The organism is Pseudomonas sp. GYB4201 (assembly GCF_056312595.1).
The window spans coordinates 212,472-237,527 of record NZ_JBWGIG010000003.1; the positions used below are offsets into that span (position 1 = coordinate 212,472).

A 25,056-nucleotide genomic window follows, 5' to 3' on the forward strand; every position below is an offset into this window, starting at 1 on the left:
GGAACAACTGTTCGGGCGCGCCTTCTTTTACTCGCCGGAAGACTTCAATGGCCTCTCCCACAACCACGGCTGCGACTTCTGCATCGGTCGCCAGCCAAGCCAGCCCCCTGGTGATGCGCGTCATCGGCGCCTGCGCACTGGCTCATTTGATCAATGACTTGATTCAAGCGGTGCTTCCGTCGATCTATCCGTTGCTAAAGGCCAACTACGGCCTGAGTTTCACCCAGGTCGGCCTGATAACACTGACCTTCCAGCTCACCGCTTCACTCCTACAACCCTGGATCGGCTACCACACCGACCGCCATCCCAAACCATGGCTGTTGCCTGCTGGCATGGTTTGTACGTTGATTGGCATTGTCCTGCTGGCCTTCGTCGGCAGCTTCCCTGCCATTCTGGTTGCCTGCGCGTTGGTAGGTGTCGGCTCCTCCACCTTTCACCCCGAGACGTCAAGGGTCGCACGCCTGGCTTCCGGCGGGCGCTATGGCCTGGCGCAGTCAACCTTCCAGGTGGGCGGCAACGCGGGTAGTGCCTTTGGCCCCCTGTTGGCGGCGGCGATCATCATCCCGTACGGTCAAGCTAACGTCGCCTGGTTCGGCCTGTTCGCCGCCTTCGCCATTGCCGTGCTGTTTGGCTTGAGCCGCTGGTATCGCGATCACATGAGCCTGTTCAAGCTCAAGCAAGGTGGCCAGGCTACCCACGGCCTGTCCAAACGTCGAGTGACATTCGCCTTGGTGGTACTGGCACTGCTGGTGTTTTCCAAGTACTTCTACATGGCCAGCTTCACCAGCTACTTCACCTTCTACCTGATCCAGAAATTCCAACTCTCGGTGGCCACCTCCCAGCTTTACCTGTTCTTGTTCCTCGCTTCGGTGGCAGCAGGCACGTTCTTCGGCGGGCCTATCGGCGACAAGATCGGCCGCAAGAAAGTCATCTGGTTCTCCATCCTGGGCGTAGCGCCATTTACCTTGGCCCTGCCGTATGTCGACCTGTTCTGGACCGGCGTACTGAGCATGGTGATCGGCTTCGTGCTGGCCTCGGCGTTCTCCGCCATCGTGGTGTTTGCCCAGGAATTGGTACCGGGTAACGTCGGGATGATCGCCGGGGTGTTCTTCGGTCTGATGTTCGGCTTCGGCGGCATTGGTGCCGCACTGTTGGGGCATCTCGCTGATGTGCATGGCATTGAATACGTCTACACCCTGTGTTCCTACCTACCACTGTTCGGTGTGCTGACGGTCCTGCTGCCCTCCACCAAAAACGTTTGAGGAAACGGGCCTTGAGGTTTTCAAGGCCCTTGCCAATCAGCCTGCCAGGAAGAAAATGAAATCAATATGAAGACGCCCTCAAACGACTTGAAAAGGATCTTCGCGCGCCGTTACGGTCATCGCCTCTACCTTTATGAATTCCCACCAGGACCTGATGGACATGGAACGCCAGCCACGCATAGCTCCCGCGCCACTGATTACTCTCAACGACGGCGTCCAGATTCCGCAATTGGGATTCGGTGTCTGGAAACTGGATGATGCCCAAGCGTATGAAGCTTGCAAAGCAGCACTGGCAGCCGGCTACCGGCATATTGATACGGCGGCGAGTTACGGCAATGAAGCCGGTGTTGGCCGAGCGGTGGCCGATAGCGAGGTGCCCCGCGAACAGATTTTCATCACAACCAAGCTGTGGAATGCCGACCAGGGTTTTGACAGCGTCATGCGCGCATTTGACTCCAGCATGCAGCGCCTGGGAGTTGAAACCCTGGATTTGTACCTTATTCACTGGGCCATCCCCAAGAAAGCCAAGTATCGCGAGACGTGGAAAGCTTTCGTGCGTTTAAAGCAGGAGGGGCGAGTCCGATCCATCGGCGTGTCCAACTTCAATGTCGAGCACTTGGCGCACGTCATTGATGACACCGGTGTAGTCCCTTCCGTCAATCAGATCGAAATCCATCCTGACTTCAACCAGGCCAACTTGAGCAAATGGTGTCATGAGCACGGCATCACAACCGCGTGCTGGAGCCCGTTGGGGCAAGGCGGTGACCTGCTTTCAATGCCGCTATTCTCCGAGATCGCCCAGCGCTACGATAAAACGCCAGCCCACGTCGTTCTGCGTTGGCACCTGCAGAATGGCCATGTACCGATCCCACGCTCGACGAACCCACAGCGCATGGCGGCCAACCTCGATGTCTTTGGCTTTGAACTGACTATGCGCGACATGGAAATGATTTCGAGGCTTCAACAGACTGGCCGCTTGGGGCCTGACCCAAATACGATCGAGCTTGGCCTATGAGCCCAGCCACCCGCTTTAGCCGCTGCCGCCAGGCTGCGCTGGCCGCTGGGTACGCTAGAGATTTCCAGTGTGGTTGAAGGCCAGCGCAGCCTGCGGCAGCGGCTACAGTACTGGGGCTGGCCATCAGAAATGGGGCGGAAGCCGCCGGCCACTACAGTCCGCTATCGGCTGTGGATTCAACCGGTAGACGCAACGCATTGGCTGAATCTCTCAGCTGGCGTCTCATAGTTTAGTGTTTTTCGTGGACGTTGATTCAGCATCCGGGCTGCATCGTTGAGCTGCTCCTGCGAGTAGACGGAGATGTCGATACCTTTCGGAAAATACTGTCTCAGCAGGCCATTGGTATTTTCATTGGTCCCTCATTGCCAAGGGTTTTGAAAGTGGAGTAACTCATCACGACATTCGCCAGTAAGTTTGCCGTTGAGTTGATCACGGCCGACAGCTTGGCCTGTGGATTATCGCTGACCGCCTCGAACACCTCCATAGGTGGCGTCGATCCACAGGTACGGCCAGTCACCTTCAAGGAAGACGGGCACGCGATCACGCCACTTCGTTCACCCACAGGAGCTTGCGATGCGTAAGGAATACCTCGCGTTTTTTACATCCCTTTTCCTATCGAGGCTGGCGGATCAGATTCTGTTATTCATCGTGCCACTGGTTGTGTTCCAGGCCACCCACAGTGCGTCCTGGGCGGGGCTCGCGTTTTTCGTCGAGTCCCTGCCACGGTTCCTCGCCTTCCCCCTGTGCGGCGCTCTGTGCGACAAATTCTCGCCCATCACGATCCTGCGTATCAGTCAAATCTGCCGGGCGTCGCTCTGCGTGTTGGCGATGTCGCTGTATGGGGTCTTCGGTGGTATCGGCTGGCTCATTGCACTGTCGGCGCTGTGCGGCGTGCTGACCACGCAAGGCATCATGGCCCGTGAGGTGCTGATGCCGCATATCTTCCAACACTACAGTTACACCAAAACCTTGTCCTACTCGCAGATCGCCGACCAGACAGGACTGGTGCTGGGGCCCTTGCTTGCGGCATTGATGTTGGAGGTCTGGGCGTGGCACTGGGTGGTACTGTGCACCGCCGGACTGTTTCTGCTGGCAGACCTGAGCATGATGGTGTGGCAACGTTTTAGCCCAATCACGCCGGCGACGTTTGAGCAGCATCAGGACATCTGGCTGCAGCCCTTGAAGATCGCGTTCGGTCATATCCGCAACCTGAGCGAGCTGCAAAAGATCATCACGCTAGCGGTGGGTGTCAACTTGATCGTTGGCGTCACACTGGCGACTTCGGCCGCCATGGTTATTGGTCAGTATGGCGCCGCCAAGGACAGTTACGCAGCGCTGCAGGCGGCGGGTGCGGTCACGACAATTGTGATTCTGTTCGTGCTCGCCCGGGTCACGATGCCGCTGCGAATGCTCGGCGGTGTTGGATACTCGATGATCGCATGTGGCGCGTTCGTTACCGCACTGAGTCAGGGCCTGCAAGGTTATGCATTGGGTTTTCTGTTAATCGTCGCCTTCGATAAAATGTTCAATGTCTACATGCGCACGGTCCGGCAGCGGGCAATACCTCCCCAGGATTTCGGCAAGACCGTCGGCGTGATCACGCTTCTAAACAACATGTCCCAGCCGCTGGCAGGTTTGTTGGTGGCCGTGTTGGCCGCGCCTATTGGTACCCAGCACGTCATTCTGATTCTAGCTGTGCTGACTGCGCTGCTAGGGGCGTTCGCAACGTGGTGTTTTGCCCAAGGCGGCAGTCGTGCCGAGCATTCGAGCCTCGGAGTGGAGCAACGAGGACTGCCAGGTGATTCCCCGCCATGAGCAGCGCATGGTCGATACCTACGCCGGCGAATGGGGGACATCCCGTAGCAGCGGCCACCAGGCCGCGCCCCAGGCACCACCGTTCGCCAGGCACACCGCTAAACCCCAGGCAATCAATCCGCTCCTCTTCCGAAAACCACAAACACATGCGTAAATACGCATATACGCACCACAACCTACGGAAGCAGCAACATGAGCATCTCCCCCCCCGCCGTATTCAAATGCCTTGGCGACGAGACCCGGGCGCGCATCATGCTGCTGGTGCAGGCCGAAGGTGAGCTTTGCGTCTGCGAGCTGATCGCCGCGCTCGAGGACAGCCAGCCAAAAATTTCCCGGCACCTGGCCCAGCTACGGGCTTGCGGGCTGCTGGCAGACCGTCGGCAGGGCCAGTGGGTCTACTACCGCTTGCACCCGGAGTTGCCACAGTGGGTGCTGGAGGTCTTGCAACTGACCCTGGACGCCAATCTGCCTTGGGTGCACGGCGACCGCCGTCGCCTGGAGTCCATGGAGGGCCGCCCGGTTCGCCAGCAGGCTTGCTGCTGACGGCCTGTAACTGACAGCAGTACATCAGTGCCGCGGGCTTTACTGTATATATGGTTATACGTATATTCATATAATATTAGCCCCCTACCCCCGATACCTCGCATGTTGCCCGCGCTCCTCATCTTCACCCTTACCATCATCCTGGTCATCTGGCAGCCAAAAGGCCTTGGCGTCGGTTGGAGCGCCACCTTTGGCGCGGTGCTGGCACTGCTCAGTGGCACGGTGAGCCTGGGGGACGTTCCACAGGTGTGGCACATCGTCTGGAACGCCACCGCGGCCTTTATCGCGGTCATTATCATCAGCCTGCTGCTTGACGAAGCCGGGTTCTTTGAATGGACCGCGCTGCATGTGGCGCGCTGGGGCGGTGGCAGCAGCCGGCGGCTGTTCGCCTTTATCATTCTGCTGGGCGCCGCTGTATCGGCGCTGTTCGCCAACGATGGTGCCGCGCTGATCCTCACCCCCATCGTCATCGCCATGCTGCTGGCCCTGCGCTTCTCGCCGGCCGCGACCCTGGCCTTTGTCATGGCCGCGGGTTTTATCGCCGACACCGCGAGCTTGCCACTGGTGGTGTCGAACCTGGTGAACATCGTCTCGGCTGACTATTTCGACCTTGGCTTCACCCGCTACGCCGGCGTGATGGTGCCGGTCACCCTGGTGAGCATCGCCACCACCCTGGGCATGCTGCTGTGGTTTTTTCGCGCCGATCTGCCCCAGGTCTATGACCTGGGGCAACTGAAAGCCCCTCGGGAAGCCATTCGTGACCGCGGGACGTTTCGCGCCGGGTGGTGGGTGTTGGCCGCGCTGCTGATCGGCTTCTTTGTCATGGAGCCATTGGGGGTGCCCATCAGCGCGACCGCCGCCGCGTGTGCGGTGGTGCTGTACCTGATTGCCGCCCGGGGCCACGCCATCGACACCGGCAAGGTGCTCAAGGGCGCGCCATGGCAGGTGGTGGTCTTCTCCCTGGGCATGTACCTGGTGGTCTACGGCCTGAAGAACGCCGGCCTCACCGATTACATCGCGCAGCTGCTCAACGTGTTCGCCCAGCACGGTGTATGGGGGGCGGCCCTGGGCACCGGGCTGCTGAGTGCAGCACTGTCCTCGATCATGAACAACATGCCCACCGTGTTGGTGGGCGCGCTGGCGATTCATGCCGCCGACGCGTCTGGCGTGGTGCATGAGGCCATGGTGTACGCCAATGTCATTGGCTGCGACCTGGGCCCCAAGATCACCCCCATCGGCAGCCTGGCCACCCTGCTATGGCTGCATGTGCTGGCGAAAAAAGGCATCACCGTCAGCTGGGGTTACTACTTCAGAACCGGGATCGTGCTCACGCTTCCCATCCTTGTCGCCACGCTGTGCGCACTTGCCTTGCGCCTCAGCCTTTGAACCCAGGACGCCCGTCATGAAAGTGCTGTTCATGTGTACCCACAACAGCTGCCGCAGCATCCTCTCCGAGGCCCTGTTCAACCACCTGGCGCCAGCGGGCACAGTGGCGGTCAGCTCCGGGAGTTCCCCCAGTGGCCAGGTCAACGCCCGGGCGCTGCGCACCCTGGCTGCCGCGGGCATTGCCACCGACGGCCTGTACAGCAAGGCCTCGGATGCCTTTGAGGGCGCGCCACCAAACATCGTCATTACCGTCTGCGACCGCGCCGCCGGCGAAGCCTGCCCGGTGTATTTCGGCCCCTCGCTCAAGGCCCATTGGGGGCTGGCCGACCCTTCTGCGGTGAGCGGCACCGAGCAGCAGATTGAACGGGCGTTCCAGCAGACCTTGGCCAAGATCCGCGAACGGGTAGGCGCCTTGCTTGCCCTGCCCTTGGATGCCTTGAATCGTGACGAGCTGAGCAAGGAGCTGGCGCGCATTGGCACACTGTAAGCCTGAACATGCCGCAGCAGCCTACGGCAACCCTTGTACCGGGGCGCCTGCATCGCGGCCAAGGCCGGCTCCTACCTCGTCCACCGTAGGAGCCGACTTTAGTCGCGATGCGGACGACGCGGCTTCACTCAGCGCCCAACCCCTTGCGGCCAATGTCATTGAGCTGATCCACGGTGAAGCGGTCTTTCCAGCTCACCTCGTAATCCTCGGGCGGGAAGTCGTACGGCGAAGCACCTTGCTCGAACGCCTTGAACACGTCCCGCGCATAGCGCCGGTTCTTCGGGCACATGGGCGCGGCGGGCACGTACATCACGTTGCCCCAGCCTTGCTGGTCCTCGACGGGGGCAACGCTGTGGATCACGTCGCAGTGCCACCACACCGAGTCGCCCGCGCGGACGTCGGGGATCGCCGTCAGCCCCTTGACCAGCAACGGATGCCACCGCTCCGACACCGGCAGCACCTTGCCCGGCGCCACGCCACACAGCTCATCCTCGGGCAAGTCATTGAGCAGCGGGCGCAGCAGCATATAGGCCATGGCGGCGGGAATGGGCAGCGTGTGCAGCACGCCCTGGTCCGCCTGCATGTCCGACAGCGCCGTCCAACCCTGGAACGTGCGGAACGCCGAGCACTTGACCGTGTCCTTGTAGGCGTATTCCTCGACGTCGGTACGGTAGGCCGCGTCCCACGGGTCATATGCCTTGAAGTCGTTGCGGTAGATCTTGTCGAACACCTTCAGGTACGCCGGGTGCAGCCAGCGTTCCAGCGCGCCGGAATCGGTGTGCGGCCCCAGGCCTTTGGAGCGGGTACCCGGCGGACGGCGGCGCACCCGGTCCGGGTACAAGGCGTTGACGTCGGGGTTGAACCAGGCCTGTCCCTGGGACTCGGTCTTCCACAGGCGGTTCAGGAACGATTGCGCCGTGGCCATGCGTTCATGCTGGCGCAACTGCATCTGCGACGGCGACCAGTAGATGGGAAAAATCTCGGGCCTGGAGGCCTCCAGGCTGCCGAAGAACTGGTCGACCGGCCCGCGATAGGTGGCGTCGAACGCGTTGGTGTCCAGATAATCCAGCAAGGCCTGGTCCCAGCCCAGCACCTGTTCGCGCGGGAAATGGTTCCTGACCACCAGGCAACCGCGCCGCTTGATCAGCGCCAACTGCTCCGGGGTTACCTCTCCACGGGCGATGGCGTCGTATTCCAGCACCGCCCAGCCGCAGCCGGTGGCGGCTTCCTGCGCGCGGATGGACGCGATTTCGCCTTCGATAAACGCACTGACTTCAGCGAACAGTGCGTCTACATCACCGATCTGCGCGCGCAGCACGCGTTTCATGGTGATCACGTTGTCTTTGTAATTGTCGGGAAGGTCGGCGCTCTCGAACGCCTGGTAGTTTTTCATGGGTTTGACTGACTCGGGTCATTGCGGTGTAAAGCCCCTCGGCATGCAGGGGCCAGCGTGTTTCCAGCGCCTGTATAGATACACTCGCCTCCGAGCAGGCGGGAGTCAGGATTGGCGCGTCTTTCAGTACAATTGTCGCGCTGGGACCGTCTCAGGCGCCCTGAAGAAAACGTCGGCCATGCTGGCGACGAAATTCAGTCGGGGTCATGCCCTTGTGCGCCTTGAACTGGCGGTTGAAAAACACCACCGAGGAATAACCCACCGCCTCGGCCACCGTGGCAATGTTCGTCTCGCTTGCCAGCAGCAGCGCACACGCCCGGCCTATGCGCAGACGCGCAATGTACTCCAGCACCGTGCCGCGGGTGTGGCGCCGGAACATGCGGTGGAACGCCGACACGCTGACACACGCCATCTCGGCCAGCACCGGCACCGTGAGCGGCTTGGTGTAATGCACGTGGATATGGTCCAGCACCCGATGAAGACGCGCATCCTCGCCCTGGGTGCCGGCAACCGCCGTCCACTGGTCAGGGGCAGTAGGCTGCGCGTCGCCGTCGTGAAGCAGACGGGTCAACACCTGCAGCAACGAGACCAGGCGCTGTGGGTCATCCTGCTCGACCATTCCCTCGATGACCGGCCGCAACTCGCGGGCAAAGCCGGGGCTGAACGTCAAGGCGCACTGGGCGGCGGCCAGCAGGTTGCGCAACCGGCCCAGCTCCGGAAACAGCCCCATCAACGACTGGGCCCAGGCCTCGGAAAACCAGATGACGAAGGCCACATGCGGCTGGCCGGGGTCGACCCCTTCGGCAGAGCACCAGCTGTGCGGCACGTTGGGCCCCACCAGGGTCAGGTCGCAATCGTCATAGGGCTGCACGTCGCTGCCGATGTAACGGTGACCGCGGCTGTTGAGGGTCAGGGTCAGCTCATATTCGGGATGGTGGTGCCATTCAAAGGGAATTTCGTCGTTCAGCCGCCGGTGTAACAGCGTCCAGGACGCGTTGGCGGCGGTGGGGACCTTTTCAAAACTGGGCTTCATACAACGTGATTCCGTACAGGCATCGGGTGAATACGCCACAATCGTACCAGCTATCCGGGTTCCCGCCCCGTTGGGTGCTCGGCGTTACTCCAGCGGCACGTTCAGGCGGTCAATGACCGGGCGGGTTTCGGGGCGCACACCACGCCACCATTCAAAGGCCTCGGCGGCCTGCTCCACCAGCATGCCGACGCCATCGGCCAGGCGCTCTACGCCGGCTTCCCTCGCCAGCCGCAGGAACGGCGTAAGGCCCTTGCCGTAGGCGAGTTCATAGGCCAACAGCGCACCGTCGAACACCTCGGCGGTCACCGGCGGCAACTCACCCGTGAGGCTGGCCGACGTGGCGTTGACCACCAGGTCGAAGCGTTGACCGGCCAGCGCCTGATAGCTGCTGACGTGCACGCGCTCATCGTTCACTTCTGCGGCCAGGGCATGGGCCTTGGCCACATGGCGGTTGGCGATGACCAGCTGCGCAGGCCCCGCCGCCAGGAACGGCAGCAACGCCCCGCGCACCGCACCGCCGGCGCCCAGCACCAGCACGCGGCGGCCGGCCAGCGGCACTTGCAGGTTGTGCTCGATGTCACGCAGCAGGCCGATGCCGTCGAAGTTCTCGGCGTAGACCTTGCCGTGCTCGAACTTCAGCGCGTTGGAGGCCTTGGCCAGGGTGGCGCGCTCGCTGCGCGCATCGGCCAGCTCATAGGCGCGCAATTTGAACGGCGCGGTGATGTTCATGCCGCGCCCGCCGCCGTCGCGGAAGCCCAGCACCTGGGCTTCGAAGCCTTCCAGTTCGCCTTCGATGGCGCCGTATTCAAGGTCCTGCTCGGTCGCCTCGGCAAACAGGCCATGAATCAGCGGCGACTTGGTGTGGTTGATCGGGCGCCCGATCACGCTATAACGGTCTGTCATTGTTCACCTCCATGAGAAAACAGCACGCCGTCGGCCTGCATCGCCGCGATTTCGTCCGCGCTGAAGCCCAGTTCGGCCGCCACCTGGGCGTTGTGCTCGCCAAGGTCGGGGGCCACCTGATGAATCGTGGTGTCGCAGTCGGAGAAACGGAACGGCAGGTTCGGCATGCGCAAGGTACCGTAACGAGGGTGCTGTTGCTCTACGACCATATTCCGCGCCTTGATCTGCGGGTCGGCGATGACCTCGTCAATGCGTTGCACCTTGGCGCTGGGCACGTCGATCTCGTCGAGCAACGACAGGATGCGCGCCACCGGGTTGGCGGCGACCCAGGCCTTCACCGCCGTGAGGATTTCCACCCGGTGGGTGTTGCGGCCGTTGAGGCTGTGGAACCGCGTGTCACTGCCAAAGCCTGCCGGGCCGCCATTGGCCTCCAGCATCACCGCGAAGCGCTTCCAGGCATCGTCCACCTGCGCGGCGATCACCAGGTCACCGTCGGCGGCACGGAACACGCCGTACAGGGTGGAAGTGGGCATGTCGTGGCCGGTCTGCTGGGGCACGATCTCGCCGTTGGACAGGGTATAGCACTGCACCGCGTACTCGTGCATGGACACCAGGGTGTCGTACAGCGCCATGTCGATGTGCTGGCCGCGGCCGCTATTGACCCGCCCCAGCAAGGCGGCATTGATGGCCGCCACCGCGTGGATGCCGGTGTACATGTCGCCCAGCGAGATGCGCAGCAGCGGCGGCGCTTCGCCGGGGTTGCCGACCATCTGCATGATGCCGCTCTTGGCCTCGGCGATCAGGCCGAAGCCGGCGCGGTGGGCGTCGGGGCCGGTGTGGCCGTAGGCCGAGATCGAGCAATAGACCAGCTTGGGGTTGCGCGCCGACAGCTCCGGATAGCCCAGGCCGAGTTTTTCCAGGGCGCCGGGGCGGTAGTTCTCGATGAACACGTCGGCCGAATCGCACAGCTTCTGCATGAACGCCTTGCCGCGTGCATCCTTCATGTTGACGCTGACGCCCTGCTTGCCCATGTTCAGTTGCAGGAAGTAGCCGCTCTGGTGCTCGTCCAGGGTGAAGGCGTGCTGGCGGCCGGCGTCGCCGCTGCCGGGACGTTCCACCTTGATCACTTCGGCGCCCAGGGCCGCCAGGCAGCGCCCCACGTACGGGCCGGCCAGGAAGTGGCTGTAGTCAATGACTCGAATGCCCTTCAAAGGCAGTGGCTGGCTCATGCGTGCGGTCTCCGTGGCACCATCAGGCGGTGTTCACCGCGTTGCACGACCTGGCCGTGCTGGTTGATCAGTTCCGAAGGCAGGACGACGATGCCCCAGCCCGGCTTGCTGTTGCTGGCACGCATACTGCCCACGCGGAATTTCACGTGGAGCACGTCGTTGACTTTGATCGGCAACACGAAGTCCCAAGTCCAGCCCAGGCTCATGCCCGGCAGGAAGCGGTAGTCGCTCTGGGTCTTGAGGCCATCGGCGATGCTCTGGCCGAACAGCCCGTGAGCCACCAGGCAGCCGAAGTGGCTGGCGTTGGCGTAGGCTTCGTCGACGTGCACCGGGGTGTGGTCACCGGTGAGGTCGGCGTAGGCCAGGATGCGTTCCTTGGTGACGGTGTATTCCGGGCTGGTGCATTCGTCGCCTTCACGGGCGTCGTCCCAGTATTTTTCTTGTGTGGTCATGGGGCAGCTCACGAACGAGGGTTGATGGCCAGGGCCTGTGCCACACAGGCAACCGGCGAGGCTTGAATGAATTCCACCGCCAGGCCGTCGGGCAGGCGCAGCCAGTTGCGGCCTTGGGGCATGACGCTGACGTCAAACTTGTGGGCGGCGGCCAGGGCGTACTCCAGGTCTTCGCACATCACGCCCAGGTGGCCGAGGCGGCCTTCGGGTGCGTCATGGTCGGGCTTGCTCATGAACTGCATGCCGCCCAGGGTCCAGTACTGGATGGGCTCCTCGACGGTGCCCTGCACTTCGCGCAGGGTCATGCCGAACACCTCGTGGAAGAAACGGATGTGCCAGTGGATGTCCTTGACCCAGACGGCCACGTGTTCCACATAAGCTTTGGGAATGCTCACGACTTGGCTTCCTCTTGTTGATGGTGATCGGTCATCGCCCGTTCGATGCCCTTGATGCAGGCCACCAGGGTCTCGTTGACGGGCGTGGGCACACCGTGGCGCTGGCCCCAGCGCACGACGGAGCCGTTGATGAAGTCGATTTCGGTGACCGAGCCCTTTTCCAGGCTCTGCAGCATCGACGTCTTGAAGGCAGCGGGCAGGCCCTCGGCGGCCAGGTTCCAGGCGGCGCCGGGGTTGGTCAGGCTCAGTTGCACGCCGGCGGCGGTGGCCACGGCGATGGCTTCGGCCACCGCCGCCAGCGACACGGCCTTGAGCAGCGGCTCGCTGTAGAGCTGGCCGTAGGTCAGCCGGGTGATGCCGGTGAGCGCACCGGTGGCGACGTTGACCAGCAGCTTGTCCCACATGGTGCCGACGATGTTTTCGCTGACCGTAGTGGCCAGCCCGGCGCCGTTGAAGGCGTCGGCGATGGCCTGCACGCGGTCGCTGAGGCTGCCGTCCAGCTCACCGATGTAGGTGTGTTTGCCGGCCACGCCGGCGCGGATCACGCCGGGAGCCAGCAACACGCCGCCGACGTAGGTCTTGCCGGCCAGCACCTTGTCGCGCCCTACCGCCTCGGCGAGGATGTCCTCGTGGCCCAGGCCGTTCTGCAGCGACAGCACCAGAGTGTCGGGCCCGACCAACGCTTGGGCGCCGGCAATGGCCTGTGCGGTGTGGAAGGATTTGACCAACACCACCACCAGATCAACCGCGCCGATGAGGTCGGCGTGGGTACTGGCGCGGATCTTGACCGCGCGCTCACCGCCCTCGTCCAGCACCCTGAGGCCGTGTTCATTGATGGCCTGGACATGCCCGGCGTTGCGGTTGAGCAGCCAGGTCTCGTGGCCGGCCTCGCTCAGGGTTGCGCCGATGGCGCAGCCCAGCGCGCCTGCGCCCAGAATGCATACTTTCAAGGGGTGGCCTCCTGTTGTTGTGGGGCCACTCTATGCGCGGGGGCATTGTTGAGCTATACAATGACCGCAATAGCTCTATTGTGAATTTTAATAATGGTCGACTTCCTCACGCTGCCTGAACCCAAGCTGCTGCAGCTGTTCAGCGTGCTCTACGACACCCGCAGCGTCACCCGCGCCGCCGAACAACTGGGCCAGAGCCAACCCACCATCAGCATCTGGCTGGGCCGCTTGCGCGAGCAGTTGCATGACCCGCTGTTCGTGCGCACGCCGGGTGGCATGGCGCCCACGCCCCGGGCCGAGACCCTGATCGGGCCGTGCCGCGAGGTGCTGGAGTCATTGCGCAGGTTGACCAGCCACGCGCCAGACTTCGACCCGGCCACCGCGCAACGGCGGTTCCGCCTGTGCATCAGCGACGCCAGCCACATCACCCTGCTGCCACGGCTGCTGGAGCACCTGCGCCAGGTAGCGCCAGGCATTCGCCTTGAGGCTGCGCGCATCGACGGCAACACCGAGCGCGCCCTGGAGTCTGGCGAGGCGGACCTTGCCGTGGGCTTCGTGCCCTGGCTGGGCGGCGGCATGTACCAGCAGGTGCTGTTCCCCCAGGACTGGGTATGCCTGAGCAACGCCGGCCACCCCCGCCTGGGCACGCCCCTTGATCTGCCGCGTTACCAGGCCGAAGGCCACGTGCTGGTCACCGCGGGTACCGGCCAGAAGCTGCTGGAAGCCGCCCTGGCGCGCCAAGGCATCGAGCGCCAGATCATCCTGGAACTCCCCGGTTTCCTGGGCCTTGGCGCGATCATCGGCAGCACCGACCTGATCGCCACCCTGCCCCGGCATATCGGTGAGACCCTGGCTGCGGCACATGGCTTGAGCGTGCACGATTGCCCAGTGGCGATAGAGGGCTTTGCAGTGAAGCAGCACTGGCATGCGCGGTATCACCTGGACACCGGCAACCGCTGGTTGCGCACGGTGATGGTAAAGCTGTTCAAGGCTCGCGGCTGACATGCCGGTTACATGGGCATTCTTTGCTGAGGTCGGCCAGCATCGATTTCTGAGGGGCGGGACGCAGCCTTCGGCAGCTGCTACGCCCAACCCTGCTAGGTGGAATCAGCCATTGTTACTGGACTGGAAAAGCACTCTTTCATTATGTTAGCTAGCTAACTATCTTCGAGGACTGCTACCTTTCGCCGCACCTGAGCCCGTGATGAGGTGGATATGGAACCTGGCAGCTACCAACTGAGCATGAGCGTGCTCATGACCCCCGACAAAGCCAACTTCTCCGGCAACGTGCATGGCGGCGCCCTGCTGAAAATGCTCGATGAAGTGGCCTTCGCCTGCGCCAAGCGCTACGCCGGCCGCTACGTGGTCACCCTGTCGGTTGACCAGGTGATCTTCAAGGAGCCCATCCACGTGGGCGAGTTGGTCACCTTCCTGGCCTCGGTCAACTACACCGGGCGCACCTCGCTGGAAGTAGGCGTGAAGGTCATGACCGAGAACATCCACGAGCGCACCGTGCGCCACACCAACAGCTGTTACTTCACCATGGTGGCGGTGGACACCGACGGCCGCCCCTGCCCCGTGCGCCCCTTGCAGCCTGACACCCTCACCGAGCGCCGGCGCTATGCCCAGGGGCAGTTGCGCAAGCAACAGCGGCAAGAGTTGCAGGCCAAGTACGCGCAGATCCGCGAAGTGGGTGCGTTGTAGCCAACCAGAACCGTTGCCGGGACGTGTAGCGGCAGCAAAGTACACTCGGCAGCCCGGGGCAATCCACTTGAACTAAAGCCGTCGCGAGGCTCTCCATCACTACATTCAACGCTTGCTTGCCGTCAGCACAGGATGAATCTGATGAACCTCAAACACACTGCCGGGCAGGAAATAATCGCCGTCGACAAACAGGGCCAGCAGGTCCTGTTCCTGAACCCCGTGGACCTCTCAGTCAGCGCCGCCATCACCGACTTGCCTTCACGGCCCCATGAATTGCTCGTGCTTGAGCACCTGCGCAAGGCCTACATGCCCATCTACGGTGACGGCATCCACGGCGACAACCCCCACCCCAACCACCAGGTCGCCGTGATCGACCTTGATAGCCGCCGCCTGAGCGGGTTCATCGACACCCTGCCCTATGTGTCACCCCACACCGGACGCCTGGGCCGTGATGGCCGGGTGTACTTGTGCTGTGAAAACAGCGCGACGATCCTCATCATCGACCCTGCCCAGGACCAGATCGTGGGCCATATCCACGTCCCCTCGAAGAATGTGCACCGCCTCACGCCGCTGCAGCACGCCGACCAGCTATGGGCTGAAAGCGAAGAGGATGGCCAACTCTATGCCGTCGACCTGCGCGAACCCGGCCAGGCGCCTGCAGCCCTGGCTATGCCAGGCCCCTTGAACGGCATCGACGCATCACCACGCCATCCCTGGGTAGTGGCCACCGCACAGGATCGGCCGGTGTTGTACGTCGTCGACACCGAGCAGCACCGCCTGCTGCGCACCCTCGAACTGCCCGGCCACCAGCGCCCCGGGCAGGTGGTGCGCTTCAGTCCCGATGGCCGGATACTGGCGGTGATAGGTGACTTTGAGCCGGTGGTGAGTTTTTTCGATGAGCATCTGCAGTGGTTGTTCAATGCCGAGTTGGGTGACAAGCCATTGGACGGGTGCTTCAGCCCGGCGCAGGATTACTTGCTGGTTGCCAATGAAAACGACGCCACTGTGAGTGTGGTGGACATTGGCAAGCGCAGAACGGTTGGGCATGTGCCGGTGGGCGATGGGTGTGAGATTCTTGCTTACTTCCAGCGCGGGACCCCTGAATGAGTAGCCGCTTGGCCCGGCCAACCCTCTCGATGGCCGGGCCAAATGAATTCAGCTCGTCACTGAGCTTCCAAAACACGCTCGCCCACTAAACGGGCCTGAGGCTGTTTCGCCTTGATCTTGAACCAGATGGCATAAAGCGCAGGCAAGAACACCAGGGTCATGACGGTCCCGCCGAACGTGCCACCGATCAGCGTGTAGGCCAAGGTGCCCCAGAACACGGACTGGGTCAGCGGGATAAACGCCAGCACTGCCGCCATCGCCGTCAACAGCACCGGCCGCGAGCGTTGAATGGTCGCCTCCACCACCGCGTCATACGCCCCCAGCCCCTGCGCCTGGTTGGTGTGAATCTGGCCAATCAGAATCAGCGTGTTGCGCATCAGGATGCCTGCCAGGCCGATCAGCCCGATCAATGCATTGAAACCGAACGGCTGGTGGAAGAGCATCAAGGTCGGCACTACCCCGATCAGCCCCAACGGCGCGGTGGCCAGCACCATGGCCATGGCCGCCAGCGAGCGCACCTGGAAGATGATCACCAGCATCGTCAGCAGCAGCATGATCGGAAACAGCGGTGCCAGGGCGTCATTGGCTTTGCCCGCTTCCTCGATCGCCCCCGCCATTTCGATCCGGTACCCGGAGGGCAGTATCGCAACCAATGGCTGGAGCTCGTGCCACACCACCAGGGATACGTCGGGGGGTTGGGTGCCATCGGCAATATCTCCCCTGACGGTGATGGTGGGGGTGCGATCGCGGCGGCGCAGAATGGGGTCTTCCTGCCTCACCTCAATATCCGCCACCTGGGACAGGGGGACGCGCTTGCCGTCCTTGGCAATCAGGGTGAAGTCCTCGATTTTCCCCGGGTCCAGGCGCGTGTCGCCGGCGGAGCGCGCCATGACATCGACCGCACGGATGTCTTCACGCACCTGGGTGACTGCCACGCCTTGCAACAGGAACTGCAGTTGCTCGCCCGCCGCTTGCGAACTCAGGCCAAACGCCTGGAGGCGATCCTGGTCGAGCACCAGGTGCACCGTCGGTACCCGCTCGGTCCAGTCGGTGTTGACCGTGCGCATATTAGGGTCGGCTTGCATGACGGCCCGGACGTTGTCGGCGATGTCGCGTACCTTGCCGGCATCGGGGCCCATGACCCTGAAGGCCACCGGGTACGGCGAATAGGGCCCGAACACCAACTGCGTCACGCGCACCCGCGCTTGCGGCGCCAGCCCATTGGCGACGGCCGCGCGCAGCTTCAGCTTGAGTGCATCACGGGCAGCTTCGTTGTCGGTCAACACCACTATTTTCGCGAACGAGGGATCGGGCAGTTCCGGCGCCATGGCCAGGTAGAAACGAGGCGCACCCTGGCCAATGTAGGCGGTGACATTCCTGGCTTCAGCCTGGGTCTTCAACCAGGTCTCGATAGCGGCCGCTGCGGCGTCGGTCTGGTTGATCGATGTGCCCTGTGGCATCTGCACCTCGATCAGCACCTCCGGGCGGTCGGAGGACGGGAAAAACTGCTTGCGCACCGAGCCCATGCCGATGATCGCCAGGGCAAACACCAGCACCACAACGCCCGCTACGATCCATTTGCGGCGGATGACCAGGCCCAGCAGCCGGCGAAAGCGATTGTAGTTCCGGGTGTCGTAGATCGCGGCATGGCCGCCCTGGACCTTCTTGATATCGGGCAACAACTTGACGCCGATGTAAGGGGTGAAGAACACCGCCACCAGCCAGGAGGTGATCAACGCGAAACCCACGATCCAGAAGATGTTCCCGGCATACTCACCGGCCGTGCTGCGGGCAAACCCCACCGGCAGAAAGCCGATGATGGTCACCAGGGTGCCCGACAGCATGGGGGCAGCCGTGTGGCTCCAGGCGTAGGCGGACGCCTGAAGGCGGTCATAGCCCTCCTCCATCCTGACCACCATGGTTTCAATCGCGATAATCGCGTCGTCAACCAGCAGCCCAAGCGCCAGGATCAGCGACCCCAGGGTAATCCGGTCGAAATCGCGCCCGGTGGCGAGCATGATCACGAACACCGCGGCCAGGGTCAGCGGCACTGCCGCCGCCACCACCAACCCCACGCGCCACCCCAGGCTGGCCAGGCTGACGATCATCACCACCGTGAGCGCGACGAAGAACTTGAGCATGAACTCGCCCACGGCTTCATCGATGTTCACCGACTGGTCGGTGACCTTGGTCAGGCTCATCCCGGCGGGCAAGCCCTGGTTGATGGCGCTGGCCTCCTGCTCCAGTGCCTTGCCCAGGCTCAAGCCGTTCCAGCCGTCACGCATTACCACCCCCAGCACCAGGGCATCCTCGCCATTGTTGCGGATGAGGAACGTCGACGGATCTTCATAGCCACGCTTGATATCGGCCACGTCCTCAAGCTTGAGGGTGTTGCCGTTCACCAGGATCGGCGTGTTCCTGATCTGTTCCAGGTCGTTGAGCGCGCCGTCCAGGCGGACCTGTATCTGCGGGCCCCTGGCCTCGATGGAGCCTGCCGGGGTCATGGCGTTCTGGCCATGGAGGGCGGCGAAAATATCGTTGGGCGACAGTCCGAGCGTGGCCAGGCGGGCATAGGAAATATCTACAAAAATGCGCTCGGGCTGCTCGCCGATTATGTTGACCTTCTTCACCCCGGCCACGTGCAGCAAGCGCTGGCGCAAGGCTTCAGCGTCGCGCGCCAGTTTGCGCCGGGGCTCGCCTGGGGCCTTGAGTGCATATAACGCGAAAGTGACGTCCGAGTACTCGTCGTTGACCAGCGTCGGCGATACGCCAGCAGGCCGGCTGGCCTGGGCATCGAAGACCTTCTTGCGCGCCTGGTAGAACTCTTCCGGCACGTCATGGGGCGGCGTGCTGTCCAGCAGGTACAGGGTGGTGAACGCCAGGCCTGGGCGCGTGAAGGTCTCCGTGCGGTCGTACCAGCGCAGTTCCTGCAGGCGCTTTTCCAGCGGTTCAGCCACCAGGTCCTGCATCTGTTGGGCCGTGGCGCCCGGCCAGGCCGTGACCATGGTCATCTGCTTGACCGTGAACGCCGGGTCTTCAGCCCTGCCCAGCTTGAGGAAGGCCAGCGCGCCGGCGGTGAAAATCGCTACCAGCAGGAACAGCGTGATGGCGCGTTCGCGGACGGCAAACTCGGACAGGTTAAAGCGCTTCATGGCCCTGCCCCTCCATGCTGCGCACTTCCTCGCCTTCGTGCAGTTGATGCACGCCCAGTGCCACGACACGTTGGCCGTCCGCCACGCCCGGGCCGACTACGACCGTTTCCTCGTTGACCCGAATCAGTTTCACAGGCTGGTAATGGACCTTCTTGTCGTCCCCCACCACCCAGACACCTGGCCCCTGCCCCTGGTCGTAGAGGGCGCCGAGGGGCAATTCCCGCTCATCGGCGCTGCCCGGTTTTGCAAGCGAGATCACGACGGTTGAACCCAGGGGGATGTCGCGGGAATTGCCATCCAGCACAAAACGCGCGGCGTAGGTCCTGGTCACGGGGTCGGCGGCGCCGGAAAGCTCCCGCAGCCGGGCATCGAACGCAAGCTTCGGGTTGCCATAAAGCCGCGCGGTCACCTGGGCGCCCAATGCCGGCCGCACCGTTTCAGGCAGATCGATCCGCGCCTCGCGCGGGCCATCCTGGGCAATCACCACCACAGGCTGGCCAGCGGACACGACCTGGCCGCTATCGGCGAAACGCTCGACCACGACACCATCGACGTCGGCGCGAAGGATGGCGTAGCCGTAGGCATTGTGCGTCAGGTCCAACTTCGCCTTGGCAGCGTCGAGGCTAGCGTGGGCCGCGTGCCTGGCCTGCTGCACTTCATCGAAGGCCTTGGCGGACACCGCCCCCAGGGCGACCAACCCCTGCAACCGGCCGAAGTCAGCATCGGCCTTCACCACTGCAGCTTGCGCAGCAGCCACTGCCGCTTCCTGATCCCTGACATCCAGCCCGAAATCGGTGATGTCGAGTTTCATCAGCGGGTCGCCGCGTTGGACGTGCTGGCCGACATCGACCAGCCGTTGGGCAATTTTTCCGGCGACACGAAAACCCATCGGGCTTTCGACTCTTGCGGCGATGACGCCGGTGAACCTGCGCTCTCGCAGTTGCCGGTCAGCTTTCACCGTCGCGGTACTCACCAACGGTGGGTGGTCGATCCGAGGATCGGGTGCCGTGTGCTCCCCACACGCCGCAAGCAGCGCACTGAGAGCAATCGGGGTCAGGGTAAGGCGCAAGCGAGCGTGTGTAGACATGGAAGCCTCCGTCAGTTGGAGGCATTCTGTTTACAGGTTATGAATCTGTCAATATGAAAACAACAATTACGGCGCAAGGCTTCTCAAGATCATGCCGGTGGTGGCCTGCATGCCCGCTTCCAGGTCCGGCATCGAGCGACGATCCATCGCCGAAGGGCGGGTATAGGGAATGAGCGCTTCCTGAATACCGAGGACGACCTCGTCCAGGGGCGTCTTGCGCTCGAATTCACCTTCGCTGCGGCCCATCTCGATGATGGAGCGAATGATGTCGTTGAGGGCCTCCTGGTGGCCGGCAGCGGTGCACCAGCTCTCTTCCTCAGAGACCCGGACCAGCTCGAACAGCTTGTTCTCGTTCATGAACAACGCATGGCTGAGGTGCAGTGCATGCCTGGTAAACGCCCGTAGCCTGCGGGTTGCCGTGGTTTCCAGGTCACTCAGGCGGCGCAGTTCGGTGTCCAGGTTGCCCAGCACCATGGCGCAGATCGACTCGCCAATCGCCTGCTTGGATTCGAAGAAACGGTAAATGTAGGCCGTGGTGATACCGATCGCCTTGGACAAATCAGCGACCGTGGTCTTGCGGTAGCCGTAGAGCCGGAAATGCTCGTTGGCCACCTCCAGAATCTGCAGCCGCCGGTCGTGGTCGGCTGGGCCACGCTGGCCGGAAACGGGCAATTCGATGCTGTCTTGCGTGGGGAGCTGTTTCATAACGATCTAAACGTCCGTTGACAGATAGGTAACGACTTCACAATACTGTAAACACTTATTGGTGCTCGGGGAACGAAAATGAATCGACATCGGGTGAAGAGCGCACAAAGTGTACTCGTGTTGGTGATGCTGGGTAGCATCGATGGCTGCATGGTGGGCCCCGATTACCAACGGCCACAACCAGACGTGGCCGCACAATTCAACGGCACGCACCTGCTGGCGCAGAGAGCCGCGCCGCCGTCCGCTGCCCCACTGGACGCCTGGTGGCAAGGCTTCAACGATCCCGCGCTGAACAAAGTCGTGGAGACTGCACTGCGGCAAAACCTGACGCTGGCCCAGGCCCTGGCACGCACCTCGCAAGCCGCCGCTTACGCAGAAGGCGCCCATGCGCAATTGCTGCCCAATGGGCAAGCTTCAGCAAGTGCAGCCCGCGCCCGGCAATCGCTGGAAGACCCTGTTGTGGCCGCTGAAAACGCCTCCCTTCCCGGCTTCGACCGTACAGGCTCCTTATATGGCGCAGGGGTCTCAAGCGCCTGGGAGATCGACCTTGCCGGGGGCTTGAGACGCAGTTCCCACGCCGCCATCGCCGAGTACCAAGCCGCCCAGGCGGATGTAGCGGCCGCCAGGCTGCAGGTTACGGCCACTGTCGTCGATCAGTATTTGCGGGTTCGCCTGCTGCAAGCGCGGTTGGCCGTGGCAAACGATCAGGTCAAGACCCAGGGCGGCATCCAGCGGCTGGTCGACGTGCTGCGCTCACGTGGCCTGGCACCCGATCAGGATGCCAAACAGGTAAGCTCCGAGCTGTCAGTGGTCCGTGCAAACGTGCCGTTGCTCGAAGCCCGGTTGACCGCCGCCCGTAACGGGCTCGACGTGCTGCTGGGACGAACCCCCGGCACCGCTGACCCCGACCTGGACAAGGTCGCGCCAATCCCCAGCGCGCCGTCGATCGAAGCGGCCGGCGGCAGTGCCGCGCTGCTGCGCAGAAGGCCTGACCTGATGGTGGCGGAGCGTCGGCTGGCCGCCTCCAACGAACGCATTGGCCAGGCCATTGCCGAGTACTACCCGAAGGTTTCCCTTTCTGCCCTGGTGGGCAGCACGACGACCCATGGGGGAAACCTGTTCGACGGCGCCTCCAACGAAGCGCTGGGCGCGCTGGGCATTCGCTGGCGCCTGTTCGATTTTGGCCGGGTGGATGCCCAGGTCAAGGCGGCCAAGGGCGACTACGCCGTGAAGCTTGCGGGGTACCGCGAAAGCGTCCTGCAAGCCACCGCCGAGGTCGAGAACTCGATCTCGGCGTTGATCACGGGGGACGCCCGGGCCCAACTGCTCAACGACGGCGAGCGCACCCGCACCCAGGCACGGGACCTGGTGATGGCCAGTTATCAAAGAGGCAACAGCAGCTACATCGACCTGCTGGAAACCCAGTCAAGGCTGGAGGCCATTCAAGCGCAACACCTGGAGGCCACCTATGCCTCCTCGTCCTCGGCGGTCGCCCTGTACAAGGCGCTAGGTGGCGGCTGGAACATACCCCTCAGCGAATAACGGAGGCATGGAATGTCACGGCGTTTAGTGGTTACAGGCACACGTAATCGCGATGCCCCCTACACCTAAGAAACCATGTGCATAGCGAGGCAACCCGACTCAGTCCTCGGACATCGACAAGAGCCCTTCGTCCAAACGGCCACCTTGAATGTTTATCACCGCCAGTTGTTCGTCGATTTCACGCAAGTCAGTGGCCGTCAGATCAACCTGAATCGACCTGATGTTGTCGTCCAGGTATTCGATCTTGTCCATTCCAGGGATTGGCACGATCCAGGGTTTTTGCGCAAGCAGCCAGGCAAGCGCGATTTGAACGGGCGTCGCGCCTTTCTTCGCTGCCATCGTATGGAGCATGTCCACCACCGGCATATTCGCCTTCATCGCTTGCCGAGTGAACCGAGGGAAATTGGCACGCAGGTCAGTCGCTGCATCAAATGTCGTGCTGGCATCAATGGCCCCGGTCAGGAAACCGGTGCCCAATGGCCCCCAAGGCACAAAGCCGATACCCAGCTCTTCACATGCAGGGATGACTTCGGCTTCCGGCTCCCGGGTCCAGATGGAGTACTGATTCTGCACCGCTGCAACAGGATGCACGGCGTGTGCCCTGCGAAGGGTGGCTGCGCCCACTTCGGACAGCCCATAGTGCAGAACTTTGCCCTCCTGGATCAGATCTTTCAGGGTGCCCACCACCTCTTCAATGGGCACGTTCGGATCAACGCGGTGTTGATAGAACAAATCGATGTAGTCGGTCTTCAAGCTGATGAGGGAAGCCTCGGCAACAGCCCTAATGGTACTCGGGCGGCTGTCCGTACCGACGATGCCGCCGTTTTCCAGCTTGAAACCGAACTTGGTGGCGATGGTCACCTGTTGGCGAAAAGGCACAAGCGCCTCGCCCAGCAGCATTTCGTTGGTGTAGGGGCCATAGGCCTGCGCCGTGTCGAAGAAATCGATGCCGCGTTCCACGGCGGCACGGATAACCTTTATCCCGTCACTCTGCGAGACGGCCTTGCCCGTGCCAAAGCTCAAGTTCATGACCCCCATACCCAGGGCCGACACTTGCAGACCGCTCTCGCCCAACGTTCGCTTAATCATCTATTCACCTTTGACGTTACAATAGGATTTGATGACGTCAGTCTGTGCGGATTAAGCGCCCCCCTCTACCTCCCGTTTGCCAGACATGTTGTGATATTGCTCTGGTGATCGGCTGCGGCCCCACCTCGACATTTACCCTCATGCGGTGCCTCTGACCGTGTTGATAAGGGAGAGCGTTTTGAACACTACCTCTGTCCCCTCCATGACCTCGGCCCAAAGCCTGGACAGCTACCCGGCGGGGACCAAGATAACCACGACCAGCGGCGCCGCCTGGCATAACGTAAAGCTGTCGGTGTTTTCGCTGACGGCATTAACCGAGACATTCAGTATGCCAGCCGTGGCCGAACCCTTTATTGCCTGGATCACGTCCGGCGTGGCGCAGACACAGGAGCGGGATCTGGACGGGCCGTGGCGGACGAGCCACATTCAGCCGGGATCGCTGTTTATCACCGCTGCGGGGGCGCCCTACGAGTTCAGCTGGAAGCGCTTGAGCCCCGAACCGTTAGGGGTAGTGATGCTGTTGCTGGACATGGCAATGTTTGAAGAGGCCCTTCTGGAAACCTACGGCGTAAACGCAGGGCATGCCAGGCTTAGCGACGTCTCGGGAGGTGAAGACGCCGCACTGGTTCCGTTGCTTCAATGCCTTCGTGATGAAGCCGATCGCCCTGAGGCCAGCAGGCTGTATGTCCAAGGCATCGCTCAAGCCATCAGCGTTCACCTGGCTCGGCATTACGTAGACCTGGACCTGACGGCAAGCAAGACCGCCCCCTCGCTACCCGCCTTCAAACTACGCCGGATAACCGCCTGGATGGCTCAGCATTTTACCGAGGAGTTCAGTTTGGCAGCGCTGGCTGAACAGGCCGGTCTGAGCGAATACCATTTCAATCGACTGTTCAAACGGGCGATGGGCGTCCCACCCTCGCAACATCAAATCAAACTTCGAACAGAGGCAGCCAGCCGTTTGCTCAGGGAGACAAACATGACCGTGCTGACCATCGCCAACGAAGTGGGGTATTCGAACCCAAGCCACTTTTCCCGTATTTTCCGCAAGGACACCGGGTATTCACCTAGCGAGTATCGGCGGCAACGCTAGGCAGCAGAGTATGTGGTGTGCCTGCCAAGGCTCGGCCCCGCGCTGTAGCCGCTGCCGCCAGGCTGCGCTGGCCGCTGGGTACGCCGGAGATTTCCAGTGTGGGTGTAAGCCAGCGCCGCCTGCCGCAGCGGCTACAGTGCTGGGGCTCGCCGTCCGCAATCGATTAGAAGCAGTCCCTCGACACCTGCGTTTGCGATCTGCCAGAGTATCGCCCGCCAAACCCCCTCCTGGAAGGCCAATTCTTGATCCGTTTAGCCCAAGCCAAAGATGAGCCTGCCATCAGGCACTGCGCCGAGCAGGCCTACGCCCGCTATGTACCTGAACTGGGGCGCAAGCCCGCGCCGATGACTGCCGACTTTGCCGCGCAAATCGCGGCGGGGAGCGTCTACGTGGCGACGGATGAACACGCCACCCTCGAAGGGTTTGTGGTGTTCTATGCCGAGGACGGTCATGTGCTGCTGGAAAATGTAGCCGTGCTGCCCAGCGCAGCAGGACGTGGGGTAGGCAAATCACTGATCAGCTTCTGTGAACATGCCACCCGACAGCTCGGGATCAATGCGGTGCATCTTTATACCAACGAGAAGATGACCGACAACCTCTCGATGTACGCCAAGCTTGGGTATGTTCAAGTGGGACGACGCACCGAGCAGGGTTTCAAACGCGTCTACTTCGAGAAAAACCTGGTGTGAAGATGCCAAAGGCATCGACGCCGCC

24 protein-coding genes and 1 pseudogene are annotated in these 25,056 nt (G+C 62.4%); 12 read left to right on the plus strand and 13 right to left on the minus strand.

Features of this window, described 5'->3' with window-relative positions; translation table 11 throughout:
* Nucleotides 1–47 precede the first annotated feature (47 nt).
* Together AC0Z2B_RS04400 and AC0Z2B_RS04405 are read left to right on the plus strand one after the other, a co-directional pair.
* On the plus strand, nt 48–1,262 hold the full coding sequence (locus tag AC0Z2B_RS04400) for an MFS transporter (RefSeq protein WP_476295367.1): 1,215 nt from the start codon (nt 48–50) through the stop codon (nt 1,260–1,262).
* Between the two features lie 160 nt (nt 1,263–1,422).
* A complete protein-coding gene (locus tag AC0Z2B_RS04405; RefSeq protein ID WP_476295294.1) occupies nt 1,423–2,277 on the plus strand; it encodes an aldo/keto reductase in 855 nt (284 codons plus the stop codon).
* A 176-nt stretch (nt 2,278–2,453) separates the two neighbouring features.
* Here AC0Z2B_RS04405 and AC0Z2B_RS04410 read toward each other — a convergent pair.
* Nucleotides 2,454–2,654: pseudogene (locus tag AC0Z2B_RS04410) on the minus strand (transposase); the annotation flags it as partial.
* Entirely contained in the window at nt 2,606–2,761 is a 156-nt protein-coding gene (locus tag AC0Z2B_RS04415; protein ID WP_476295368.1) for a hypothetical protein, read from the minus strand. The pseudogene AC0Z2B_RS04410 and the gene AC0Z2B_RS04415, both read right to left, overlap by 49 nt.
* Before the next feature lie 89 nt (nt 2,762–2,850).
* Between AC0Z2B_RS04415 and AC0Z2B_RS04420 the strand changes: the two genes are divergently transcribed.
* The 4 genes from AC0Z2B_RS04420 to AC0Z2B_RS04435 all read left to right on the plus strand — a co-directional run bounded on the left by AC0Z2B_RS04420 (nt 2,851) and on the right by AC0Z2B_RS04435 (nt 6,508).
* Nucleotides 2,851–4,092 carry an MFS transporter gene (locus AC0Z2B_RS04420; RefSeq protein ID WP_476295295.1) on the plus strand — a complete coding sequence of 414 codons (1,242 nt, stop codon included), beginning with the start codon at nt 2,851–2,853 and terminating at the stop codon, nt 4,090–4,092.
* A gap of 192 nt (nt 4,093–4,284) precedes the next feature.
* Nucleotides 4,285–4,635, plus strand: coding sequence for a metalloregulator ArsR/SmtB family transcription factor (locus tag AC0Z2B_RS04425; RefSeq protein WP_476295296.1), 351 nt, complete (start codon nt 4,285–4,287; stop codon nt 4,633–4,635).
* A 102-nt stretch (nt 4,636–4,737) separates the two neighbouring features.
* Complete coding sequence (locus tag AC0Z2B_RS04430) at nt 4,738–6,021, plus strand: arsenic transporter (protein WP_476295297.1); 1,284 nt, start codon at nt 4,738–4,740, stop codon at nt 6,019–6,021.
* A 16-nt stretch (nt 6,022–6,037) separates the two neighbouring features.
* Nucleotides 6,038–6,508: an arsenate reductase ArsC gene (locus AC0Z2B_RS04435; protein ID WP_476295298.1), complete on the plus strand. Its 471-nt coding sequence runs from the start codon at nt 6,038–6,040 to the stop codon at nt 6,506–6,508.
* Between the two features lie 124 nt (nt 6,509–6,632).
* Here AC0Z2B_RS04435 and AC0Z2B_RS04440 read toward each other — a convergent pair whose 3' ends face one another.
* The 7 genes from AC0Z2B_RS04440 to AC0Z2B_RS04470 all read right to left on the minus strand — a co-directional run bounded on the left by AC0Z2B_RS04440 (nt 6,633) and on the right by AC0Z2B_RS04470 (nt 12,863).
* On the minus strand, nt 6,633–7,901 hold the full coding sequence (locus tag AC0Z2B_RS04440; RefSeq protein ID WP_476295299.1) for a DUF1479 domain-containing protein: 1,269 nt from the start codon (nt 7,899–7,901) through the stop codon (nt 6,633–6,635).
* Between the two features lie 151 nt (nt 7,902–8,052).
* On the minus strand, nt 8,053–8,934 hold the full coding sequence (locus AC0Z2B_RS04445) for a helix-turn-helix domain-containing protein (RefSeq protein WP_476295300.1): 882 nt from the start codon (nt 8,932–8,934) through the stop codon (nt 8,053–8,055).
* Between the two features lie 84 nt (nt 8,935–9,018).
* Nucleotides 9,019–9,837, minus strand: coding sequence for a shikimate dehydrogenase (gene aroE / locus AC0Z2B_RS04450; RefSeq protein WP_476295302.1), 819 nt, complete (start codon nt 9,835–9,837; stop codon nt 9,019–9,021).
* Nucleotides 9,834–11,066 (minus strand): CaiB/BaiF CoA transferase family protein, encoded by a 1,233-nt coding sequence (locus tag AC0Z2B_RS04455; protein WP_476295304.1) that lies wholly within the window; start codon nt 11,064–11,066, stop codon nt 9,834–9,836. Before AC0Z2B_RS04455 ends, aroE begins: the two co-directional genes overlap by 4 nt.
* Nucleotides 11,063–11,518 (minus strand): MaoC family dehydratase, encoded by a 456-nt coding sequence (locus AC0Z2B_RS04460; RefSeq protein ID WP_476295305.1) that lies wholly within the window; start codon nt 11,516–11,518, stop codon nt 11,063–11,065. The genes AC0Z2B_RS04455 and AC0Z2B_RS04460 overlap by 4 nt, the downstream gene beginning before the upstream one ends.
* Nucleotides 11,519–11,526: 8 nt before the next feature.
* Nucleotides 11,527–11,913 (minus strand): VOC family protein, encoded by a 387-nt coding sequence (locus tag AC0Z2B_RS04465; RefSeq protein ID WP_476295307.1) that lies wholly within the window; start codon nt 11,911–11,913, stop codon nt 11,527–11,529.
* Nucleotides 11,910–12,863, minus strand: coding sequence for a ketopantoate reductase family protein (locus tag AC0Z2B_RS04470; protein ID WP_476295308.1), 954 nt, complete (start codon nt 12,861–12,863; stop codon nt 11,910–11,912). The genes AC0Z2B_RS04465 and AC0Z2B_RS04470 overlap by 4 nt, the downstream gene beginning before the upstream one ends.
* A gap of 93 nt (nt 12,864–12,956) precedes the next feature.
* On the opposite strand from AC0Z2B_RS04470, the gene AC0Z2B_RS04475 reads away from it, so the two are divergent.
* The 3 genes from AC0Z2B_RS04475 to AC0Z2B_RS04485 all read left to right on the plus strand — a co-directional run bounded on the left by AC0Z2B_RS04475 (nt 12,957) and on the right by AC0Z2B_RS04485 (nt 15,674).
* Complete coding sequence (locus AC0Z2B_RS04475; protein ID WP_476295309.1) at nt 12,957–13,865, plus strand: LysR family transcriptional regulator; 909 nt, start codon at nt 12,957–12,959, stop codon at nt 13,863–13,865.
* Between the two features lie 213 nt (nt 13,866–14,078).
* Nucleotides 14,079–14,567 (plus strand): acyl-CoA thioesterase, encoded by a 489-nt coding sequence (locus AC0Z2B_RS04480; RefSeq protein WP_416424151.1) that lies wholly within the window; start codon nt 14,079–14,081, stop codon nt 14,565–14,567.
* Between the two features lie 141 nt (nt 14,568–14,708).
* Nucleotides 14,709–15,674: a WD40 repeat domain-containing protein gene (locus AC0Z2B_RS04485; protein ID WP_476295311.1), complete on the plus strand. Its 966-nt coding sequence runs from the start codon at nt 14,709–14,711 to the stop codon at nt 15,672–15,674.
* A gap of 56 nt (nt 15,675–15,730) precedes the next feature.
* Here the strand turns inward: AC0Z2B_RS04485 and AC0Z2B_RS04490 are convergent, their stop codons facing one another.
* The 3 genes from AC0Z2B_RS04490 to AC0Z2B_RS04500 all read right to left on the minus strand — a co-directional run bounded on the left by AC0Z2B_RS04490 (nt 15,731) and on the right by AC0Z2B_RS04500 (nt 20,618).
* On the minus strand, nt 15,731–18,826 hold the full coding sequence (locus AC0Z2B_RS04490; protein ID WP_476295313.1) for an efflux RND transporter permease subunit: 3,096 nt from the start codon (nt 18,824–18,826) through the stop codon (nt 15,731–15,733).
* Nucleotides 18,813–19,913: an efflux RND transporter periplasmic adaptor subunit gene (locus tag AC0Z2B_RS04495; RefSeq protein ID WP_476295314.1), complete on the minus strand. Its 1,101-nt coding sequence runs from the start codon at nt 19,911–19,913 to the stop codon at nt 18,813–18,815. The genes AC0Z2B_RS04490 and AC0Z2B_RS04495 overlap by 14 nt, the downstream gene beginning before the upstream one ends.
* A 66-nt stretch (nt 19,914–19,979) precedes the next feature.
* The gene (locus tag AC0Z2B_RS04500; protein ID WP_476295315.1) at nt 19,980–20,618 is read right to left on the minus strand and encodes a TetR/AcrR family transcriptional regulator; all 639 of its coding nucleotides are present in this window, start codon (nt 20,616–20,618) and stop codon (nt 19,980–19,982) included.
* A gap of 78 nt (nt 20,619–20,696) precedes the next feature.
* On the opposite strand from AC0Z2B_RS04500, the gene AC0Z2B_RS04505 reads away from it, so the two are divergent.
* Nucleotides 20,697–22,160 (plus strand): efflux transporter outer membrane subunit, encoded by a 1,464-nt coding sequence (locus tag AC0Z2B_RS04505; protein ID WP_476295316.1) that lies wholly within the window; start codon nt 20,697–20,699, stop codon nt 22,158–22,160.
* 99 nt (nt 22,161–22,259) lie between these two features.
* On the opposite strand, the gene AC0Z2B_RS04510 is transcribed toward AC0Z2B_RS04505, so the two are convergent.
* On the minus strand, nt 22,260–23,249 hold the full coding sequence (locus tag AC0Z2B_RS04510) for an aldo/keto reductase (protein ID WP_476295318.1): 990 nt from the start codon (nt 23,247–23,249) through the stop codon (nt 22,260–22,262).
* A 178-nt stretch (nt 23,250–23,427) separates the two neighbouring features.
* On the opposite strand from AC0Z2B_RS04510, the gene AC0Z2B_RS04515 reads away from it, so the two are divergent.
* Both AC0Z2B_RS04515 and AC0Z2B_RS04520 read left to right on the plus strand, forming a co-directional pair.
* Entirely contained in the window at nt 23,428–24,342 is a 915-nt protein-coding gene (locus AC0Z2B_RS04515; protein WP_476295319.1) for a helix-turn-helix domain-containing protein, read from the plus strand.
* Nucleotides 24,343–24,584: 242 nt separating this feature from the next.
* Nucleotides 24,585–25,031 (plus strand): GNAT family N-acetyltransferase, encoded by a 447-nt coding sequence (locus AC0Z2B_RS04520; protein ID WP_476295320.1) that lies wholly within the window; start codon nt 24,585–24,587, stop codon nt 25,029–25,031.
* Nucleotides 25,032–25,056 lie beyond the last annotated feature (25 nt).

What these genes read in the sequence shown, in the direction of transcription:
- AC0Z2B_RS04440 (WP_476295299.1), bottom strand. Translation starts at nt 7,901, where the DNA reads ATGAAAAACTACCAGGCGTTCGAGAGCGCCGACCTTCCCGACAATTAC.
- AC0Z2B_RS04505 (WP_476295316.1), top strand. Translation starts at nt 20,697, where the DNA reads ATGAATCGACATCGGGTGAAGAGCGCACAAAGTGTACTCGTGTTGGTG.
- AC0Z2B_RS04490 (WP_476295313.1), bottom strand. Translation starts at nt 18,826, where the DNA reads ATGAAGCGCTTTAACCTGTCCGAGTTTGCCGTCCGCGAACGCGCCATC.
- AC0Z2B_RS04495 (WP_476295314.1), bottom strand. Translation starts at nt 19,913, where the DNA reads ATGTCTACACACGCTCGCTTGCGCCTTACCCTGACCCCGATTGCTCTC.
- AC0Z2B_RS04400 (WP_476295367.1), top strand. Translation starts at nt 48, where the DNA reads ATGGCCTCTCCCACAACCACGGCTGCGACTTCTGCATCGGTCGCCAGC.
- AC0Z2B_RS04425 (WP_476295296.1), top strand. Translation starts at nt 4,285, where the DNA reads ATGAGCATCTCCCCCCCCGCCGTATTCAAATGCCTTGGCGACGAGACC.
- AC0Z2B_RS04510 (WP_476295318.1), bottom strand. Translation starts at nt 23,249, where the DNA reads ATGATTAAGCGAACGTTGGGCGAGAGCGGTCTGCAAGTGTCGGCCCTG.
- AC0Z2B_RS04485 (WP_476295311.1), top strand. Translation starts at nt 14,709, where the DNA reads ATGAACCTCAAACACACTGCCGGGCAGGAAATAATCGCCGTCGACAAA.
- AC0Z2B_RS04480 (WP_416424151.1), top strand. Translation starts at nt 14,079, where the DNA reads ATGGAACCTGGCAGCTACCAACTGAGCATGAGCGTGCTCATGACCCCC.
- AC0Z2B_RS04415 (WP_476295368.1), bottom strand. Translation starts at nt 2,761, where the DNA reads ATGGAGGTGTTCGAGGCGGTCAGCGATAATCCACAGGCCAAGCTGTCG.
- AC0Z2B_RS04455 (WP_476295304.1), bottom strand. Translation starts at nt 11,066, where the DNA reads ATGAGCCAGCCACTGCCTTTGAAGGGCATTCGAGTCATTGACTACAGC.
- AC0Z2B_RS04435 (WP_476295298.1), top strand. Translation starts at nt 6,038, where the DNA reads ATGAAAGTGCTGTTCATGTGTACCCACAACAGCTGCCGCAGCATCCTC.
- AC0Z2B_RS04475 (WP_476295309.1), top strand. Translation starts at nt 12,957, where the DNA reads ATGGTCGACTTCCTCACGCTGCCTGAACCCAAGCTGCTGCAGCTGTTC.
- AC0Z2B_RS04430 (WP_476295297.1), top strand. Translation starts at nt 4,738, where the DNA reads ATGTTGCCCGCGCTCCTCATCTTCACCCTTACCATCATCCTGGTCATC.
- AC0Z2B_RS04420 (WP_476295295.1), top strand. Translation starts at nt 2,851, where the DNA reads ATGCGTAAGGAATACCTCGCGTTTTTTACATCCCTTTTCCTATCGAGG.
- AC0Z2B_RS04460 (WP_476295305.1), bottom strand. Translation starts at nt 11,518, where the DNA reads ATGACCACACAAGAAAAATACTGGGACGACGCCCGTGAAGGCGACGAA.
- AC0Z2B_RS04445 (WP_476295300.1), bottom strand. Translation starts at nt 8,934, where the DNA reads ATGAAGCCCAGTTTTGAAAAGGTCCCCACCGCCGCCAACGCGTCCTGG.
- AC0Z2B_RS04405 (WP_476295294.1), top strand. Translation starts at nt 1,423, where the DNA reads ATGGAACGCCAGCCACGCATAGCTCCCGCGCCACTGATTACTCTCAAC.
- aroE (WP_476295302.1), bottom strand. Translation starts at nt 9,837, where the DNA reads ATGACAGACCGTTATAGCGTGATCGGGCGCCCGATCAACCACACCAAG.
- AC0Z2B_RS04500 (WP_476295315.1), bottom strand. Translation starts at nt 20,618, where the DNA reads ATGAAACAGCTCCCCACGCAAGACAGCATCGAATTGCCCGTTTCCGGC.